We start from the raw sequence: 15480 nt of genomic DNA on the forward strand, positions 1-15480 counted from the left end.
TTACTCTTATTCCTCAATCACTTGTTGATGCCAGAACACGGGCTGATAAAGCTGATAGGAAAATTGCGCACAGGCATCTTCTAATAAAGCGGTCGCATCCTGTTCCTGCAAAATAAACTGCCAGTCCCGATGCATTTTAGTCGCTTCGTTATCCGCGACCGAAAAACCGGTAAACTTGCCATCCTCATGCCAGTCTTTATAGAGCACATCCATATCGTCAATGCACATCTGGTTCTGTTCATTGGCTTGCCAGTCATGCTGTTTGTCTTTTTCAGCAATTTTTAGCAGCAAGGCGGCTGGTAAAACCAGCGGTTGGCTTTGCCCATATTTCCAGGCAGCCAGCCAGTGATCCAGCCACTCGCGTGCTTTGTTCGAAGTGACGCCATGACATAAAATGGTTCGGTCACTAAACACTACAATCCGCGTTAGCTTTTCACCGCCTTCACCCATATTCAGATAAGCCAGCCAGAGCAGATATTCCAGCCAGACTTTGGCACGACGTTTGGCACGCGCACTCGATGCTTCCAGACTGACCCATTTTTCTGCACTATTTTTTGGCAGGGTAATATTCATATAGACCTGATCATTGACCTTCCACACCTGCTGCGTGGTCGGTGTGACCTCAGGCGCATATTTTAGCAACCGCGCTTTTAAACGTTCTTGCTCCACCACGCTCATCTGCCAGCTAGTTTGCTGCAGTTTGCCAATCGGCAATTGATCCATCAATAATTCAGGTTGCGCCGCACCCTCCTGCTTTTGCAAGAACTGGCGCACTGCATAACGTGCCAGACCATCCAGTAACAAAGGTTCTTGCACCGCAGGTAAATCTTCGAGGCGCAAATTTTCTACGCCTAGGGTTTTTAAATAGAGCCGTGCAGGGAAAGTCACATCCTGAATCCATTGATGACTGTCCAGCACCTGAACCTCTTGCTGCAGATTTTGATATGGCGTATTCACCCAAGACGAACGCTGTCCCGTGGCATGGCGAAGCTGCCCAGCCACACAGAACCATTGATCCTGATAACGCACCGGTCGAGTCGACTCAAATCCCACCGGATCAAAAGGCAATAAAGGATGGACATGATAAAGTGACTGCAATTGTTCAGGCACTACCACGCCATTAATCTCCACGGTTGCATCCGCTGCTGTATCGGGCTGTTGAGTCTGCACAATAAAAGCCAGATGCTGAACCAGTTCCTGCAACACAGTCGATGGATCACGTACTTCACCATCATTAATATCGAAGCCGTTATAAAACAGCCATAAGTTATTCTGCGCCAACAGCAGATTATCTAAAAATGCGCCTTGATCATCTTCCAGACGGGAACGGTCCCCCAACTGGGGTTTCAGTAAATCCATCAAATCGAAAGGTAAATGCTGGCTGCGATTTGGAAACTTGCCGCTATCAAGTCCAAGCATCACAATCAATTTATACGGTACAGGACGAATCTGCCCGATTTGGCTAAAGGTGATTTGACCGGTCGGTTCAGCATGTTCCAACTGGGTTTCCAGCGTGTTATTAATTTCCGCCAGCAAATAAGGCAAGGGCAAGCTTAAACTGCGTAAGGCATGATGATCATGTTCATCATAAAAACTGGCCAGTGTCAGCATCCGTTCCTGTTTTTTGATAATTTTATAAACCGCTGTTAAGGATTCAACACCACTTTCTTCAAACTCGGCAATGTCCTGCATCAGGTGTTTTAGCCAGTGCTCTACAGGTACAGTTTTACCCTGCTCATGTGCAATCATCCAGTCACGACGTGCATCAAAATCATGATAAATTTGAATCAACTTGGCAATCAACTCAAAGTCGTTTGGCAGGACTTTGGCAAAACTCAGCGTGCCTTGAAACAAGCTATGTTCAGGAATGGCAATGCCCAAAGCCAAACGATCAAGCGCAAACTTAAAACTAAAACGATAGTCCTCATCGCCCTCACACAAACTACGCTGTAAATGCTGGGCATCCAGTCCACGTTTAAAGCCGGCATCTATCAGCAATTCAGTGATTCGTTCAATTGAATTGACTTCTAAAGCGTAGCGCTGCTGGGTGGCACTTAAGCTAAGCCAATCGGCAAAATCTTCGATAGTAAAACGCCGTTGAATCAGCTCAATACGCCCCAGCACTGCTTTCCAGGCATTCAGCGCATCCAGTTGGGTCACGCCGGCAATTTTAATCGGCAGATAAACACTGTCTTTGAACAGTTGATGACTGCTCCCCGTTTTTTGCTGAATCAGGTCGCGTTCACTGGGTGGCGGTGCAAATACACTACGAATTAAGGGTTCAAGCTCACTCAAGCTTGGGCTTAAAACCAAGATGTCATTTGGCCTGCGTGGTGCATCTTTTGTGCCTTGTGCCAGCCAATGAGTCAATTGTTCTTTTAAAACCTCGAGCTGTCGCAAACTGGAATGGCAGACATGGATCTGAATCGAATCATCCTGCTCATCCAAAATATATTGATGCTGTTCTGGTTCGACCAGATACAGCACATCGGACTGAATTTTACCGAGCAGATTACTTTGATATTCATCGACAAAGGCATCTGCCCAGACCCCATCTTCGCCGGAAGACAAGTTGGACAGCAATGAAAAATGATCTCGCGCCTGTTTACCAAAACGGGTCAGTAATGGATGGCGCGATTCACGCTGTTCTGCATTGAAGTTTAAGGTGAATTCCTGAAAGAATTTCTCAATATCGGCATCACTGGCTTGCGGATTTTTGGCAATAAAGCGTTCTTTGACCCGTACGTCGTAACGCGCTTTCCAGTTCGGATCGACACTGTCTGCCCAATATTCCTGTGATGGGTTGTAATGTAGAATATAGATGTCAATGTACTGCCCTAAACGGCGCAAAAATGCCAGTTGCATCGGCGGCAAATCGAGTAAGGTAAAAATTACCAATTGTTGCGGCAGTTTTTTTAAAGCCGCTTTACGTGTTTCAGGATCATCCAGAATTTCCCAGAACATGGCATCAATACTTTGCATTTGCTCAAAGTCCTGATGAAACACTTCCTGCCATAACCAGCGCTGCCACGCTTCCAGTTCACGTGCCTGATTTAAGGTAAATTCGGAAATTTCAGTATTGGTTTTAAAGAACATGTCTTCAATGGAGAGTGCTTTATTTTGCCCCCACGCCTGTAACCAGTTGGTTTGGCAACTGCACATCTTCGGCGGACAATTTTTCTGGCAATGCCCGCGATATTCCATGTAATGGCTAAACAGGCGTGACACCTGTTCTGCCACCCAATACAGCATGCCCTGCTTTTTCAGCTGTTTTTCGATGCCTTGCTCTAAACGGTCGGCACTGTCATAAATCCGCTGCACAATCGAATGTAAAGGGTGATCGTGTACCAAAGAATTTTGTTCAGCCTGAATAAAGGCTTTGAGTGCCTGAAAAACGCGCCACTTAATAATAATGCGCGGGATATTGGCTTTACGGACTTGTTCTTTTTGCTCAGTCAGCACCCATTGATAGGCTGACCATTGAAAACCACGAATACGATGATGAAACTGGGTATTGGCACTGATGCCTTTTTGTTCGGCCAGTTTTTGTGTCAGCCAGGCTTCAACTGCATGCGACGGTACAATAAAATGCTGGGTTTGCAACACTTGAAAAGGCGTACTCGCAGGCTTATTCACGGTCGTCAGCATAGCATGTACCAGTACATCAATACGTTGACTTTGAATCACATGAATTGCCATAAATGAGCTACACCTTTAATGTTAGAAAATGAAATGCCTACAAAACCATAAAAATTATTTACTATACATCTGCATCTGTCTATGTCACTTTTAGATTTCAGCTCGAATCAAAAACATGTTTGAAATTCGCGCCTTAATAATGATTGAATATAAAAACCAACATCAAGTTCAAGGTATTTACATTATGAAAATAGATACAGTTCCAGACTCAATAGATCCAACATTAAATTTGGAAACCATTCGTGCAGAATGCTTAGAACTTGTGAAAAAACGTGCTTATTTTTCTGCAGGTGCTGCCGTCGTTCCCGTTCCGTTTCTGGATGTTGTCATCGACGTCGGAATTTTGTCACAACTCATTCCAGAAGTGAATGCACGTTTTGGTTTAGCTCCTGAACAAATCAGTGTTTATGATCCAGAAACCAAACAAGTACAGTGGAATGAACTGCGTAAACGTGGAGTCGAATTCTCCGGTTTGGTCGTGGCACGTACTGCCGTGAAAAAATCCCTTAACAACGTGGCAGCCAAGGTCATCACCAAACAGGTAACTAAATTTATTCCTTTAGGCGGGCAAATTATTGCGGCAAGTTTAGGTTATTTTGTGATGAAAAAGGTGGCCGAGGCACATGTAGAAGAATGTTACAAAATTGCCAGTGGCATTCAGCAAAAACAAAAAGCCCATGTCGTGAATTAAACCTTATGTGCGAAATCTTACATGATCCAAGCTGCTTATAATCAAAAATAATCTTAAAGCTGAGAGCTTATTCCGCTCTCAGTTGTTTTAAAATAGCGCGTAATACTTCTAAACGCGCGGTATTTTTATCATTGTTGGCAATAATATACCACGGTGCATAAGCGGTACTGGTTCGTTCAAACATATCTGCCGCAGCATTTAAATACTCATCCCATTTTTCACGATTACGCCAATCATCTGCGGTAATTTTAAAGCGTTTATGCGGGGTCTCTTCACGTGCCTTAAAGCGCGCTTCTTGTTCATCCTTACTAATGGCCAGCCACAATTTAATCACCACCGTTTGGCTCTTGACTAAATCTTTTTCAAAACGGTTAATTTCATCATAAGCGCGTTGCCACTCGACCTCACTGGCAAAACCTTCTACCCGCTCGACCAATACCCGCCCATACCAGGAACGGTCAAAAATGGTAATATCTTCATCGGTCTGTAATTTATTCCAGAATCGCCATAAATACGGGTGACGCAATTCATATTTTTCAGGTGCGGCAATGGTGTGAATATCATATTCACGTGGATCCAGATTTTTGACAATCCGTTTAATTGCACCGCCTTTACCTGCCGCGTCCATCCCTTCAAAAACAATAATGGCTTGACGATCATCAAAACGCAGGGCTTCGGCCACTTTTAGGGAGAGTTTTTTCAACTCTTTTTTATAGTCTTCATTACTTGAAGGCTGGTTTTCTGGATGCAATAAAGCCTCTGGAACAATCGCTTGTTTCCATTCAACTTGGGTTTTAGCTAAGTGTTCTGGACAATCCTCTAAGGCAGCTAAAATGATGCGTGCAAATTGCTGATCCCGTGCTTTTTCATCCTCACATTCAATCACCGTCCAGTCATCGGTAAAGCGCTGGCGCAGCTTTTGTACATTGTCATATTGCTTTTTATTGCGCCAGTCCAGACCATGCAATTTATGCCAGTGCACTTCACTCGGATCCATATTGTCGAGTCGTTTCTGCAAAGATTTCCAAGACAGGTCAAACCAGACCTTAATCACATCAACATGATTATTTTTTAAATCCTGCTCAAACGCCCGCATATCTTCAATATAGGCATCAAACACAGTTTCATCTAGCGGTTTAGACACATGCAAGGCGGTGACCAGCAAATCACTGTACCAATTGCCAAACATCACCATGATTTGCCCTTCAGCAGGAATGAAAGGTGCATAAGGTTGCCAAAAAGTTTGCTTCTGATCCAGCATAATCGGTGGATCGGCCTTGACTCGCAAATAACGCGGATCGACCCATTCACGCAGTTGCTTAACCGACTCCCCTTTACCTGCCAATTCAATTCCATTGACTAAAACCAGCACGCTCTTGGCATTTTTTTGGTCGCGGGTATTTTTTAAAAGATATTGCGCTTCAACCAGGCTCAAGGAGAGTTCATCTTCATCCATGAGCTGAATTTCTGTTTTTTCTGAAGGCATCTTATTCTCTAATCTATTGTTCTTCATTGCAGTATAGCGAAGCTCAAAACCACACAACAGAGCAAGATGTTCAGTTTATGTTGCTTAGAATTGATTGTTTCGACATCAAACTGACCGAGTTAAAATCATTTTTCTATCACATTGTCATAGCGACTTCATCAATCTCCCTCTAATATTCGTCTATCTAAAAAATAATAGAGACGCATGATGTCAAAACTGGCTGCATTAGATGATTTATTAGAGTTGTACTACCAATTGAATTATCATCAGAACCCTGACATTTTCCAACGTCTTCGAGATGTGCAAGCCTGGCAAAAACAGCGCATGCAAAACACGCATGTCAAACAATTTGCAGAACGACACAATATTTTAATGTCCGAATACTTTCTGAATCGACTGTATGGCGGTCCAGATTTTGATGCTTTAGCAGAGCAAATTGCCCGTTTAGCCAAATATGCCCATAAAGCAGAAAAGCTGATTCCGGAAAATGCCATTAAAACCGGCACATCTGGAGTGGAACTGGCGATTTTAGCCGTACAGCTAGATGAACAAGTCGCCATGCAATTGCTCGAAGATTATCATCCCCATGAAACTTTAAATGATGAGATGATGCGTCTGACTTATCTTAAACTGAATCAGGGACAACATCGCCTCAAGCAGTTGGGTTTACTGGATCAGCTCGGTTTTAGCCTAGATAAATACATGCGTTCATTCATGGTTTATACCGCATTTAAAATGTGTAAAGGCACTGCTCAAAAATATAACTTTCAGGTGATGTATGAGTTTATGCAGGATGGCTTTTTAGCGATGAAACCGTTAAAGTCGGCAGAGAAGTTTGTCAAAGATTTTACTGCGGTTGAACGTCAAATCATTCATAAAGTTCATGCAGGCGACCCTAATCCGTTTCAATAACGTGATGCTGTGATGGAAATAACAATGAGCTGCGAATAAAAACACAGAGCAGATTTCTGTATATTATTCATAACAATTGCATGCTGATTACTGTACAACGTCTTAGAATCTGTCATCATGCAAGCACTGCAACATTAACCCTATTTTTATGTTAGGAGTGACTCTATGTCTAACGAAAATCAAACGCCTACCTCTACACCCGAGTCGGCACAAAATACAGACAAAGTGAGTCCATTCTTAACTGAACCATTACCGCAAGGGACAGCCCAAGGTCAGCAACACACCTTACAACAACAGTTGACCGATACGCCTGTCACCGGTTCAGTTCCTAAATACAATCTGCCGCGTGGCGCAAACACCGGTAATGTCGGTGAAACCACTCACTTTGGTTTTAAAACGGTAAGCAGCGAAGACAAAGCACAAAAAGTCGCTGAAGTCTTCCATTCTGTAGCCAGCAAATACGACATCATGAATGACCTGATGTCATTTGGTATTCACCGTTTATGGAAGCGCTTTGCGATTAACATGTCTGGCGTACGTCGTGGTCAGCATGTACTGGATATTGCAGGCGGTACAGGCGACCTGGCTAAAGTATTCAGCCGTGAAGTCGGCCCTACCGGTCATGTGGTTTTATCAGACATTAACGAATCAATGTTGAATGTCGGTCGTGACCGTCTAATTGATGCCGGCTGTACCAATGTGGACTTCGTTTTAGCCAATGCTGAAACTCTAGAGCCGTTTGCAGACAACAGCTTTGACCTGCTCACCATCAGCTTCGGTTTACGTAACGTAACTGACAAAGATGCGGCACTTGCTGCAATGTACCGCGTACTTAAGCCAGGTGGTCGTTTATTGGTGCTTGAGTTCTCTAAACCAGTATTTGAGCCGTTCTCTAAACTGTATGACTTGTATTCGTTTACCGCTTTACCGATCATGGGCAAAATTATTGCCAATGACTCGGAAAGTTATAAATACCTGGCAGAATCCATTCGCATGCACCCTGACCAACGTACCCTTAAAGGTATGATGGAAAATGCAGGCTTCCAGAACTGTGATTACCACAACTTAACCGGTGGTATTGTGGCGGTTCACCGCGGCTTTAAACTTTAAGGTTTCATGCTATGTGGTCGATTCTGGCACTCGGTGCAGTTGAACGATTAATTCATCATGTGATTGATCTGGATGCGATTACCCGTATTCAACTGAATGAATTACAAGGCAAAATGTTGCGTGTGGTGATTGATTCACCACAGCTTTCTGTCGATGTATTCTTTGACCAAGACAAAGTTCGTTTAGAACCAACAGTCACAGGTCAAAGCGAGACACCCTCCATCTTTGAACAGCGTCCATTCGATAAAAATGACCAGCTTTCTGAAGCAACGGCGACTTTACAGGTTAAAAATGTGGTCGAGCTGTTGAAGCTGTTACTGGCGGATGAGGTCGGCAATATTCCGCTACAAGGTGACTATCACCTGTTGCAGGATATTCAACGTATCATGCAACAGGCCGAACCAGATTTAGCCTCGCATTTAAGTCCGTGGATTGGTCCTGCCCTTGCGCATGAACTGGGTAAAATCCAGCTGGCACCGAAACATTTAAAACGTACGCTTTCAAGCTATGCGTTCTTTGCCGGAGATGCATTAAAAGAAGATACAGGTTTGTTTGCCCCACGCTGGCAAATAGATGACTTAAATCAAGACACCCGAATTTTCAATCAAAATTTAGATCGTGCCGAAGCCAAAATTCAGCAGCTTCAGGCACAGATTGATTCAACTCAAAACCAGGTATAAACATTTATGATTCCGCACGTTTCACGTTTACTCGAACTTTGGCGCATCGCCGCGCACTATAGACTCGACACGTTGTTTCCTGCAGAAGAATTACCTGAAAAAGCCCGTCATGTTCTCAGCTTGATTCGCATGCACCCTGCTGCCTGGTCTAGCCGTGAACGTAAAAATCCACTCAAGCTGAAAGAAGCTTTAGAGGATATGGGGCCGCTAGCGATTAAACTCGGGCAATTGCTCTCGACCCGCCGCGATTTGATTCCACCCGAAGTTTTACAACAATTGGTGCTTTTACAAGACAAAGTCAAACCGTTTGACAACAACGTTGCCAAAATGCGTATCCAAGAATCGCTAAAAGCCGATGTAAATACCCTGTTTGCCCGTTTTGATGAGCAACCGCTTGCAGCCGCGTCCATTGCTCAAGTGCATACCGCAGCGCTACATGATGGCCGTGAAGTGGTGGTAAAAGTCACCCGCCCCAATATTCGCACTCAAATTTTGCAAGATTTTGAAATTCTGGATTGGCTCGGTGCTGCCTTAGAAAAACGCTTGGAAGCAGCACGTGCACTGCATTTATCGGAAATTATTCAGGACTATCGTCAAATCATTCTGAATGAACTGGATTTGACTTTAGAAGCCGACAACACTCGTCGTATGCGCCATTATTTTACCGGCTCAAGCATGATGTATGTACCTGAAGTATATATGGACAGCAAAGACGTGATGGTGGCTGAACGCATCACTGGTGTTCCCATTTCCGATATTGCCACTTTTGACCGTATGGGCATGAATCGCGCGGACTTGGCAGAGAAAGGTTTAACCATTTTCTTTACCCAAGTATTCCGTGACAACTTCTTTCATGCCGACATGCACCCGGGTAATGTGTTTGTTGAAACCATTAACCCGAGTAATCCACGCTTTATTGCGCTGGATTGCGCGATTATGGGTGAACTGTCCAAACACGATCAAATGACCGTGGCACGCATGTTACTGGCAGTGATGAACAGCGACTTTATGCAACTAATTCTGGTGGTGCATCAAGCCGGTTGGATTCCACCAGGTACAGACCAAGATGCTTTAGCACGTGAAATGCGTCGTACTGTGGGACCCATGGTATCGAAGCCTATGCATGAGCTGGACTTTGCCGGCATCCTGATTCAAGTGATGGATATTGCCCGTCGTTTCCACCTGGAAATTCCACCGCAGTTAATGCTGTTGCTGAAAACATTAGTGCATGTCGAAGGCTTGGGAACAGACCTTTATCCTGAACTGGATATCTGGAAACTGGCGAAACCAATCCTCACCGACTGGATTAAAGCGCAAATGAATCCGCAGAAAAACCTGAAGGAATTGGGACAAAAAATTCCTGATCTTTTACTTGGTGCACAGGATTTACCTAGCTTGATGATCGACAGTTTGAATGGTCTAAAAAATCAGTCTGCTTGGCATTCAAAACAGTTAAATGAATTGCAAAGCATGCGTTTGCAAATGGAAAATCAACAAAAACGCAGCTGGATTTTCGGTAGTTTGATGGCGATCTTATTATCGATTGCGATTATTGCGCCGTGGTATGTTTCGATTCTGCTGATTGTATTTTCCAGCTTACTTGCTGTTTGGCGTGTAGTGAAATAATCAAACATACTTTCCTCTACCGATATGTTTAAACAGCGGGATGATTTAAATCATCCCGCTGTTTTTCTATATAATGACTGAGCAGTCAACAACTGATGACTCTCGCCATTGTTGCCTATATATAACAGCTTAAAATAACAGCACACTTGTATATTCAATGATAGATCATGACGCAAATCCTGCAGAAACGTCCGCCTGCATTAAACTTACGTGCCGGATACCTTGCTCGTGAACTGATTGTAAAAGAAGGTTTACAAGCACGCTTGGTGGATACTATTCCCGGAGCAGCAGGTGGTCCAAAAGGTATTGGCATTCAGGGTTTAGACCAAGCCATTTTTGGCGATTTCTTGGCGCAAGCACCGCAGCGTAGAACTTTGGTTGGTTCATCGATTGGTAGCTGGCGTTTTGCCAGTATTCTTGCTTGGGGTGCTAAAGAAGGCACTGAACGTCTTTCAGAACTTTATACCAACCTGTATTTCCATAAAAAAATGTCACGTCACGATGTGGGCAATATTTGCAGAGGCATGTTGATTGATCTGATTCAAGGCAAAGAACAACAACTGGTGAATCATCCTGACTATCATCTCGCTGTGATTTCAATTAAAGCCCAGCATATTTTTCAGAGTGATCATTCGCTGCCATTACTGGCATCTGTAGCAGGCATTATTGGCAGTAATGCACTCGGTCGTAAACACAATCGTCTGTTTATGCAGCGCGTGATCAGCCAACCTGAAATTGGTACACAATTTAAAGTAGATGATGATTTTGTCACCCATTATCAGACTTTAAATAGCGATAATGTTACACCTTGGCTCATGGCTTCTGCTTCTATTCCCGGTGTTATGGCAGCGATTCGTGATATTCCCGATGCACCCAAAGGCAGTTACCGCGATGGCGGGTTAATTGACTATCACATCGACCTGCCTTTTGAGAGTCAAGGGATTGTGCTTTATCCGCACTTTAGTGACCGCATTACACCCGGCTGGTTCGATAAAATGTTAAAAAAACGTCAAGCCAACCCTGAAAATCAGGCACGAACTTTACTGATTTCCCCTTCACAAGAATATTTGCAATCCTTACCTTTGGGTCGCTTGCCAGATCGTAAGGATTTCACCTTAAAAGGTTTAGATCAGAAACAGCGCATCCAAATGTGGAACCAATGCGTGGCAGAAAGCCAGCGTCTGGGCGATGAATTTCTCGAAATGGTGGAAAAACAAAATTTCCCGCAATTTATACAAAATTTATAAAGCCGTTTTAGGCTGCCGTCCGTATAGCCTGAGCTACACTTTTGGTTTCAAATCTGCAGTCTTTTCAATTCTTTTGATGCTATAAAAATAGAGCACAATATTTTTAAGCTTTTATATTGTAAAGAGATCAAGCGCAATTATGCGCATACGGCGTATATTTTTTTCTCAAAGCAGTGCTAATCACGTACACTATGCGATGGCGATTTTCATTCGCTCTTTTTAATTTTGAACATATTTTTGGTGAAATTCTCATGAACAACGTGCAATGGCTCGATGAAGTAAAATTTAACGAACAAGGTCTGATTCCTGCCATTGCACAGCACCATCAAACTGGCCGTGTGCTCATGGTTGCATGGATGAACCGTGACGCTTTAACCTTAACTGCAGAAAAAAAACAGGCGGTTTACTTCTCCCGTTCACGTCAAAAATTGTGGCATAAAGGTGAAGAATCCGGTCATTTTCAAACCGTGCATGAAATCCGTCTGGACTGTGATGCCGATGTGATTGTGTTACAAATTGAACAACACGGCGGCATTGCCTGCCATACCGGCCGTGAATCATGTTTCTACCGTAAATTGACACCAAATGGTTGGGAAATTGTCGATGCACAATTGAAAGATCCAAGCCAAATTTACGCTGAAAAATCTGCCCAATCACATAATCCCCATACGCTGGTCATGAATGCCTCAACGGCCCAGTCTGAACAGGTCGAAGTACTGGATTATTTGGGTCAGATGATGACAGAGCGCAAAGCAGCCGATCCAGATTCATCTTATGTAGCCAAGCTGTATCACAAGGGCTTAAACAAGATTTTAGAAAAAGTCGGTGAAGAAAGCATTGAAACTGTCATCGCAGCGAAAGACTTTAAAGCTGAAGCGCATGAAGACAATAAAAACGACCTGATTTATGAAGTGGCGGATTTATGGTTCCACACCATTGTCATGCTTGGCTATTTTGATCTTGAACCACAATTGGTTTTAAATGAACTGGCACGTCGCCAAGGCTTATCCGGCCTGGTTGAAAAAGCCAACCGTCAACATTAAGCCCATGACTGTGTCTAATTCGCAAAAACCAAGCCCGACCTATGAGCAAGCCATTGCTATAGACAATGGGCGTTTAGGCAAATCCTTTAAAGTGATTGCTTATGCAGGCACAGGTAAAACCACTACTTTACAAATGATCAGTGATGCCATGCCCGAGCGGCGTGGCATGTATCTGGCGTTTAATAAAGCGATTGCATCAGAAGCACAAAGTAAATTTCATCGTAATGTCGACTGTCGCACCTTTCACTCACTGGCTTTTCGTAGCGCGCCGCGTGGCGTAACTGACAAATTGCGTTTACCGCGTTTAAGTCCGAGTTTCATTGCCAAGGAATATCGCCTGCAACCGATTACCCTGCGCCGGATGATGGGTGGACGTTATGAAAAGTACGTAATGATGCCAAGTCGTCTGGCCAGTCTGGTTGCCAATGCGGTGAGTTATTTCTGTTCGACCAGTTCGCAATATCCTGCCCCCCGTCATCTGCAGGCACCGAGCTGGTTGCATCCCGACGATATTACAGAACTACAAAAGCATCTTTATCCTGCCATTGAACGGCGCTGGTTAGAGTCGATTGATCCGAATCATCAGGCCGGTATTGGTCATGATATTTATCTGAAACTCTGGGCATTGTCTGAACCGAATATTCCGGCAGATTATGTACTGTTTGATGAAGCGCAGGATGCTGATCCATTGATGCTGGGAATTTTGCTGCGTCAAAGAAATACCCAGGTGATTTATGTGGGGGACGCGCATCAACAGATTTATGCTTGGCGTGGTGCAGTCAATGCCATGAAACAGCTGCCCTTACCTGAATCCCGGTTAACCACCTCATTTCGTTTCGGGGAAGAAATTGCCTTGAATGCCAATGCAATTTTGGGTGCTTTAAATGAAACCGTACCTTTACTTGGTAATCCACATCTCCACTCTAAAATAGTCAATAAACCGCATATCAAACAACGTGATGCGATTTTATGCCGCACCAATGCCCGTGCAATGGAATTACTGCTTGCCGGTTTGTTGCATGGCGACAAGGTCAGTTTGCAAGCCGACCATGTCAAACTGAATCGCTTTGTCGATGCGGCCAGCATGCTCAAACAAGGCCGCCGTGTCGTTGATGTACCTGAACTGGCCTGGTTCAATTCCTGGCATGACGTACATGAATACTGTGAAACCAATGACGGCAGTGACATTAAACCTTTAGTGAAACTGGTCGATGATCACGGTACTGATCCACTTAAAAGAGCGCTGGCGAAAATTACCCCGATTGGACAGGCAGACTACATTATCTCGACAGCACACAAAGCCAAAGGTTTAGAGTGGGACCGGGTACATATTGAAGATGACTATCAATTTAAGGTCAATGAAAAAGACCATAAAATTAGTGACGAAGAGTTAAGATTACTTTACGTTGCCTGTACACGTGCTAAAGTAAGTTTAAATATTCACCACATTTACGATCTGGTACAACAACTTAAAAAGCAAATGCCATTATCGCTGCGTAAAGCTGTGGGAGAATAATTCCAGCTTATTTTGCAATACAGGTGTTTTATGAAAATCGAATCTGTTCAACTTAAACACGCACTGCATTTTGCTGATCTCAAGCTGAAATTTAACGACAAACCTATCACCCTGATTCTTGGCGATCAAAGCTCAGGCAAAACTGCGATTTTAAAACTCACTTATCAGGCGCTGACCTGGTTTGCCGCACGCTACAAAGACTTTCGTACTGCAGGTCTAGTGATGCTTGATCAGGACATTATGCTTACACGCTTGCAATCCAAAATTGATATTCGGGTTAGAATTCCCAATGATATTGGTATCTTAACCCAAGCCAGTGAACCACAAGCCAAAGCGCTTTCTAATTTCGATTGGCAGCTGTACAAAACTCTAAATAGTCATGGCATTGGCACCAGCAAAGCCGAAACCCAGCAATTGGAAAACTTGGTCGAACTTTATCAAAATGCGATCAAACACGATCAGTTGCAAGGATTGCCGCTCATTGCCTATTATCCTGCAGAACGTTTTGTCAATGAAATGAATCTTCAGAGCAAGAATAATCCGGCCGTTTTCCAGACCTCATATGCTTATGAAATTTCAACTATTTCTTATACGACCTTTAGCCGTTTTTTTGAATGGTTACGTGAAATTAGTGATATTGAAAATGCCCAAATTGCACAACTTTTTCAACAATTGCTGTCCAATCCATCTATCCAGAAAAATAAAGATACAGATTTTTTGCAACAATTGGTCAATGCTCAAAAACAAATGAATGCACCCAGTCTGGATGCTTTAAAACAGGCATTAAGCACAATAATTCCTGCTTTAGAAGATATTTATATCCAGTACCAGCCCAAATTAAAGTTGATGGTGAGTTATCAAGGCAAAACCATGCTTTATCAACAACTTTCCAATAGCGTTAAAAACTGGATTGCTCTGGTGGGCGATATCGTACGCCGTTTATGCTTGCTCAATCCGAACAGTCTATATCCATGTCTTGAAGGGGATGGAATTTTACTGATTGATGAGATTGATCATCAGCTTGACCAAAATTCTACGCAAGTCATTTTACAGCGCTTGCATCAGGCTTTTCCGCGGCTACAAATTATTGCTACCGGCAACCGTAGCGAATTACTGGAACATGCTGCAGATTATCAATGTTTAAAACTTGAAAATAAACAGATTTTTGATATGCAGTTACAACCCTTAAAAGATAAGTTTGATCATATTTATGAAAATCTGGTTTTTAATGAAGAAGTGATTGAAACAGAGGCATGGCTTGAACCCGAATTAGAAAGCATCACCCCACAAACTATGTTGCAGCAGATTCAACAACATTTAAGTATAGAACAACAAGCTGAATTGCTTCATTTAATGAGTCAGCAAAATAATACCTCTTCACCCCATTCCCTACCCTGAAACAAAATATTGGATGCATTAAAAGAGTCGATATTTTAAAGCGTTATTTTTAAATTTTAATCTCTCTAAACA

At 43.4% G+C, this 15480-nt stretch carries 11 protein-coding genes; 9 read left to right on the forward strand and 2 right to left on the reverse strand.

Translation table 11 applies throughout. The features are described from left to right. Positions 1 to 6 precede the first annotated feature (6 nt). Positions 7 to 3699 carry an exodeoxyribonuclease V subunit gamma gene (locus E0H89_RS07445; protein ID WP_131216007.1) on the reverse strand — a complete coding sequence of 1231 codons (3693 nt, stop codon included), beginning with the start codon at positions 3697 to 3699 and terminating at the stop codon, positions 7 to 9. Positions 3700 to 3883: 184 nt separating this feature from the next. Here E0H89_RS07445 and E0H89_RS07450 point away from each other — a divergent pair, with 184 nt between their 5' ends. After that, positions 3884 to 4390 carry a hypothetical protein gene (locus E0H89_RS07450; RefSeq protein ID WP_131216008.1) on the forward strand — a complete coding sequence of 169 codons (507 nt, stop codon included), beginning with the start codon at positions 3884 to 3886 and terminating at the stop codon, positions 4388 to 4390. A 67-nt stretch (positions 4391 to 4457) separates the two neighbouring features. On the opposite strand, the gene pap is transcribed toward E0H89_RS07450, so the two are convergent. Continuing rightward, a complete protein-coding gene (gene pap / locus E0H89_RS07455; protein WP_131216010.1) occupies positions 4458 to 5876 on the reverse strand; it encodes a polyphosphate:AMP phosphotransferase in 1419 nt (472 codons plus the stop codon). Positions 5877 to 6083: 207 nt separating this feature from the next. On the opposite strand from pap, the gene E0H89_RS07460 reads away from it, so the two are divergent. The 8 genes from E0H89_RS07460 (at position 6084) to E0H89_RS07495 (ending at position 15408) form a co-directional block, all read left to right on the forward strand. After that, complete coding sequence (locus E0H89_RS07460; RefSeq protein ID WP_131216012.1) at positions 6084 to 6788, forward strand: DUF8198 family protein; 705 nt, start codon at positions 6084 to 6086, stop codon at positions 6786 to 6788. 165 nt (positions 6789 to 6953) lie between these two features. Beyond that, positions 6954 to 7898 carry a bifunctional demethylmenaquinone methyltransferase/2-methoxy-6-polyprenyl-1,4-benzoquinol methylase UbiE gene (gene ubiE, locus E0H89_RS07465; protein ID WP_131216014.1) on the forward strand — a complete coding sequence of 315 codons (945 nt, stop codon included), beginning with the start codon at positions 6954 to 6956 and terminating at the stop codon, positions 7896 to 7898. An 11-nt stretch (positions 7899 to 7909) separates the two neighbouring features. Continuing rightward, on the forward strand, positions 7910 to 8578 hold the full coding sequence (locus E0H89_RS07470; RefSeq protein ID WP_131216016.1) for a ubiquinone biosynthesis accessory factor UbiJ: 669 nt from the start codon (positions 7910 to 7912) through the stop codon (positions 8576 to 8578). A gap of 6 nt (positions 8579 to 8584) precedes the next feature. After that, positions 8585 to 10204 (forward strand): ABC1 kinase family protein, encoded by a 1620-nt coding sequence (locus tag E0H89_RS07475; RefSeq protein WP_131216018.1) that lies wholly within the window; start codon positions 8585 to 8587, stop codon positions 10202 to 10204. A 167-nt stretch (positions 10205 to 10371) separates the two neighbouring features. After that, entirely contained in the window at positions 10372 to 11451 is a 1080-nt protein-coding gene (locus E0H89_RS07480; RefSeq protein ID WP_131216020.1) for a patatin-like phospholipase family protein, read from the forward strand. Between the two features lie 251 nt (positions 11452 to 11702). Beyond that, positions 11703 to 12494 (forward strand): bifunctional phosphoribosyl-AMP cyclohydrolase/phosphoribosyl-ATP diphosphatase HisIE, encoded by a 792-nt coding sequence (gene hisIE / locus E0H89_RS07485; protein ID WP_131216022.1) that lies wholly within the window; start codon positions 11703 to 11705, stop codon positions 12492 to 12494. A 10-nt stretch (positions 12495 to 12504) separates the two neighbouring features. Beyond that, the gene (locus E0H89_RS07490) at positions 12505 to 14010 is read left to right on the forward strand and encodes a UvrD-helicase domain-containing protein (protein WP_131216111.1); all 1506 of its coding nucleotides are present in this window, start codon (positions 12505 to 12507) and stop codon (positions 14008 to 14010) included. 30 nt (positions 14011 to 14040) lie between these two features. Then, positions 14041 to 15408 (forward strand): AAA family ATPase, encoded by a 1368-nt coding sequence (locus E0H89_RS07495; RefSeq protein ID WP_131216024.1) that lies wholly within the window; start codon positions 14041 to 14043, stop codon positions 15406 to 15408. The last annotated feature ends 72 nt before the right edge of the window (positions 15409 to 15480 follow it).

The sequence above is a fragment of the Acinetobacter sp. ANC 3781 genome (assembly GCF_004331285.1).
Classification (GTDB): domain Bacteria; phylum Pseudomonadota; class Gammaproteobacteria; order Pseudomonadales; family Moraxellaceae; genus Acinetobacter.

Coding starts and splice junctions, on each gene's coding strand:
- ubiE (WP_131216014.1), top strand. CDS start 6,954: ATGTCTAACGAAAATCAAACGCCTACCTCTACACCCGAGTCGGCACAA.
- E0H89_RS07495 (WP_131216024.1), top strand. CDS start 14,041: ATGAAAATCGAATCTGTTCAACTTAAACACGCACTGCATTTTGCTGAT.
- pap (WP_131216010.1), bottom strand. CDS start 5,876: ATGCCTTCAGAAAAAACAGAAATTCAGCTCATGGATGAAGATGAACTC.
- E0H89_RS07450 (WP_131216008.1), top strand. CDS start 3,884: ATGAAAATAGATACAGTTCCAGACTCAATAGATCCAACATTAAATTTG.
- E0H89_RS07475 (WP_131216018.1), top strand. CDS start 8,585: ATGATTCCGCACGTTTCACGTTTACTCGAACTTTGGCGCATCGCCGCG.
- hisIE (WP_131216022.1), top strand. CDS start 11,703: ATGAACAACGTGCAATGGCTCGATGAAGTAAAATTTAACGAACAAGGT.
- E0H89_RS07470 (WP_131216016.1), top strand. CDS start 7,910: ATGTGGTCGATTCTGGCACTCGGTGCAGTTGAACGATTAATTCATCAT.
- E0H89_RS07460 (WP_131216012.1), top strand. CDS start 6,084: ATGTCAAAACTGGCTGCATTAGATGATTTATTAGAGTTGTACTACCAA.
- E0H89_RS07445 (WP_131216007.1), bottom strand. CDS start 3,699: ATGGCAATTCATGTGATTCAAAGTCAACGTATTGATGTACTGGTACAT.
- E0H89_RS07480 (WP_131216020.1), top strand. CDS start 10,372: ATGACGCAAATCCTGCAGAAACGTCCGCCTGCATTAAACTTACGTGCC.